At 69.5% G+C, this 4,138-nt stretch carries 2 protein-coding genes and 1 riboswitch; both genes read right to left on the bottom strand.

Translation table 11 applies throughout. The features are described 5' to 3' along the window. Positions 1–2,279, bottom strand: a 2,279-nt coding sequence (cobN, locus tag G3N93_RS35340; RefSeq protein WP_206135051.1) for a cobaltochelatase subunit CobN, incomplete at its 3' end; no start/stop codon positions are given. Between the two features lie 6 nt (positions 2,280–2,285). Next, positions 2,286–3,374, bottom strand: a complete 1,089-nt coding sequence (gene cobW, locus G3N93_RS35335; protein WP_174947138.1) for a cobalamin biosynthesis protein CobW — start codon at positions 3,372–3,374, stop codon at positions 2,286–2,288. Positions 3,375–3,703: 329 nt separating this feature from the next. Continuing rightward, positions 3,704–3,971: riboswitch (cobalamin riboswitch) on the bottom strand. Positions 3,972–4,138: the final 167 nt, after the last annotated feature.

The following is a 4,138-nucleotide window of genomic DNA, read 5'->3' as shown; positions in this document are numbered from 1 at the left end:
CGCGGGCCGGCCCACGGCGCGGCCCAGTCGGCCGCGAGCGGATCAAAGTCGTCGCCGAGCGCGAGATCGCGTGCCAGCGCACCGATCAGTCCTGCGCGTGCGCCCTTGCCGTCGCCGACCGGAAAGCGCGCCAGCGCCAGCAGCGTGTCGCGCCGCTGACGCTCGGCCGGCGACTCGCCGAACACGTGCAGCCCGTCGCGAATCTGTGCTTCCTTCAGTTCACACAGCCACGCGTCGACGCGCGTGAGCAGCGCATCCTCGTCGCCCGTGTCGCGTGGCGGCGACACGCTCAGTTCGTCGTGCAACCGATGCTCGGCGATCGTGGCGAGGATCGTCTTGCGCAGCAGCTTCGCGCGCCGCGCATCGACCATCAGCGCTTCGTAGTATTCGTCGACCTGCCGCTCGAGATCCTGCAGCGGGCCGTAGTTTTCCGCACGCGTGAGCGGCGGCATCAGATGATCGATGATCACGGCCTGCGCGCGGCGCTTCGCCTGGCTGCCCTCGCCCGGATCGTTGACGATGAACGGATACAGGTGCGGCAGCGGCCCGAGCGTCAGGTCGGGCCAGCACGCGTCGGACAGCGCGACGCTCTTGCCCGGCAGCCACTCGAGGTTGCCGTGCTTGCCGAGGTGGATCACCGCGTCGATGCGATACGCATCGCGCAGCCAGAAATAGAACGCGAGATACGCGTGCGGCGGCACGAGATCCGCATCGTGGTAACTCGCGTAGTCGTTCTCGCCGCGCGAGCGCGACGGCTGGATGCCGACGAACACGTTGCCCGCGCGCCAGCCGGCGATCGTGAAGCGCCCTTGTCGCAGCGTCGGGTCGGCTTCGGGCGGGCCCCAGCGTTCGTTCAGCGCATCGCGCACGGCCGTCGGCAGCCGCGCGAAACGCGCGACGTAGTCGGCCAGCGGGAAGCTCTGGAACGCGGGGCGCAGCGCATGCACGGCCGCGTCGTTGGTCACGCCTTCGGTGAGCCGCGCAATCAGCGCGTCGCCGTCGGGCGGCAGGTCGGCCACCGTGTAGCCCGCGTCACGCAGCGCCGCGAGCACGCGCAGCGCGGACGCCGGCGTATCGAGCCCGACGCCGTTGCCGATCCGCCCTTCGCTTTGCGGGTAATTCGCGAGGATCAGCGCGACGCGCTTGTCGGCATCGTCGAGCGTGCGCAGCCGGCACCAGCCGCGCGCGAGCGCCGCAACGAACGCGATCCGCTCGGCGTCCGGCTGGTAGCGCACGACGTCGACCTCGGTATGCGGGCAGCGGTACGCGAGCCCCTTGAAGCTCACCGCGCGCGTGACGATGCGGCCGTCGACCTCGGGCAGCGCGATGTGCATCGCGATATCGCGCGCATGCAGCCCCTGGTTGTCGGCCACCCAGGCGTCGCGATTGCCGCCGGACAGGATCACCTGCAATACCGGCGCATCGCCGGCGAGCACGTCGTGTTCGGGGCTGTCGATCGCGCCGGCCGCGAACGCGGTCGTGTTCAGCACGAGCGCGACGTCGTGCGTGTCGCAGAGCTGCGTGATGACTTCACGGCTCACCGCGTCCTTCAGCGACGTGACCGCGATCGGCAGCGGATTCAGCCCTTCCGCGACGAGCGCATCGGCCAGCGCGTCGAACACGGCCGTGTTCGCGGCCTGCCAGTGCGCGCGATAGAACAGGATCGCGACGACGGGCGCGCCGGGCGTCCAGCGCGGCCGCCAGTCGTCGACGCTCGCGCGATCGCGCGCCGGGTGATATAGCGCGGCGGCCGGCAGCGGGCGCGGCAGCTCGGGTTCGTCGCCGAACCCAAGCGTGTGGAATGCGATGCTGCGCAACAGCGCCTCGGCGTTGTGCACGCCGCCTTCACGCAGATAGTGCCACCACAGCCGGCACAGGTCGGGCGCGACCGTACTCTTCGCGACGAGGTTCGGGTCTTCCTGCAGGTCGCCCGAGAACATCGCGAGCTGCTGCTTGCGCTTCGACGCGAGCGACACGGCCTGCTCGATCCCGTACGGCCAGTACGCCTCGCCGCCGAGATGATCGATCACGACCGACTTCGCATGCCGCAACACGTCGTCGACGTAGAAATCGACCGACGCCGGTTGCCGCAGGAACGTGACGTTCGCAAGCCGCACGCTCGGGAAGCCGGCCGGCAGGTGTGGCACGACGCTCGCGAGGAGCGACAGCGTCGTGTCGGCCGAGCTCAGGATCACGATGTCGGCCGGCTGCTGGTCGATCCGGACGACACCCTGCGTATCGTCGACGAAGCCGCCCGGCGTGGTGCGCAGCAGATGCATCGTGCGTTACGCCTGTTGCAGCTCGGCCGCGCACGCGGCGTCGAACGCGCGTTGCAGCGCGGCCGCGTCGAGATCCTCGCCGATCAGCACGAAGCGGCTCGCGCGCGTTTCGCCGTCCTGCCAGCGACGGTCGAAATAGCTGTCGAAGCGGCGGCCGACACCCTGGATCACGAGCCGCATCGGCGCGCCGGGCAGCGCGGCGAAGCCTTTCGCGCGATAGATCGTGTGCGCCTCGACGACGCGCTGCAGCGCGGCGATCGTCGCTTCGCGCGTGCCGGCGTCGCCCGACACGACCACCGAGTCGAAATCGTCGTGATGGTGATCGTGATCGCCGTCGTCGGCCGAACCATGATGGTCGTGACGCAGGTGGATCGTTTCTTCCGATGCCGATTCGAGACCGAGCAGCAGCGCGAGATCGAGCTCGCCGCGCGTCGCGCGCACGATCTTCACCTGCGGCGGGATCTCGTCGCGGATCGCCGTTTCGATCTGCGCGAATTCCGCATCGCCGACGAGATCGGCCTTGTTCACGATCACGAGATCGGCGGACGACAGTTGATCGGCGAACAGCTCGTGCAGCGGCGACTCGTGGTCGAGGTTCGGATCGGCGCGGCGTTGCGCGTCGACGGCCTGCGGGTTCTCCGCGAACTGGCCGCTCGCGGCGGCCGGCCCGTCGACGACGGTCACGACCGCATCGACCGTGAAGCTGTTGCGGATCGTCGGCCAGTTGAACGCCTGCACGAGCGGCTTCGGCAACGCGAGGCCCGACGTCTCGATCAGCACGTGGTCGATATCCGCGCGGCGCTCGACGAGCGCTTCCATCACCGGATAGAACTCTTCCTGCACGGTGCAGCACAGGCAGCCGTTCGCGAGTTCGTAGAGCTGGCCCGCCGCTTCGCCTTGCGCACCGTCGGCATCCTCGCAGCCGATGCCGCAGCCCTTGAGGATTTCGCCGTCGATGCCGAGTTCGCCGAATTCGTTGACGATCACCGCGATGCGGCGGCCTTCGGCGTGCTGCAGGATGTGGCGCATCAGCGTGGTCTTGCCGCTGCCGAGAAAGCCCGTGACGATCGTGACGGGAAGCTTGCGTAGGGTCATGGTAGGTCCTGTGTCGAAAATGGAATCAGGCCGGGATCGTCGCGTCGAAGGCGGCGTGGCAGTTCATCTGGCGGATCGCAGGCATGCCGCCGCGCGATCCGGACGGACAGTCGCGGGACGGGCGGGACGACGAATCGGACATGGTGCTTCCTTGCGAACGGTCGACATCGTGAATGCCAACACGGCTGCTGCCGGCCCGGCTCGCGCTGCCTGCCGTTCGCCACGCCGGCCGGCGCGCGTTCGCGCGGGGGCAGATCGGCGGAGGAAGCGGGCAACACGCGGGCGTCGGGCCTGCTGCGGCCGTGGACGATGCGCCGCCTCCCCGCGGCGCTGAACCCCAACGTTTAGGCCGGTATCCGGGCTGACGAACACGCCGCTTCGCCTTCCCGGATGCGCACGGCATCCAGTGGCGGTCGTCCGCATGCGCGCGGCATGCGGCGAAGCGGCGTTGCGTGGCGCTTCTCGCGCGACGCGTTCGCTTACCGTTGCGGGGGCAGCACAGGTTGGCTCGACTGCGGCGCAGGCAGGCTCCCTGTTTCCCGTTTAACTGCGCGCACCGGAGCGGCGCGCGCGAGCACCAAAACGCGTGCGAGTGTAGGCGGCGGTGCGAGGAGCGTCAAGGCGGAACGGGCCGCAGGGCCCGGTTCCGGATGGCCGGCGCGCGTGGCCGGAAGCCGGGCGCGGCGGTTCGCGCGGGGGAATCGCTGTGCTATCGTATGCGCCGCGTTCGGTGCTCGCATGCGCATTCCGCGCGTGCAGTTAAA

It is taken from the genome of Burkholderia sp. Se-20378, assembly GCF_017104665.1.
Lineage (GTDB): Bacteria > Pseudomonadota > Gammaproteobacteria > Burkholderiales > Burkholderiaceae > Burkholderia > Burkholderia lata.
This window is presented reverse-complemented; position numbering and strand designations above follow the sequence as displayed.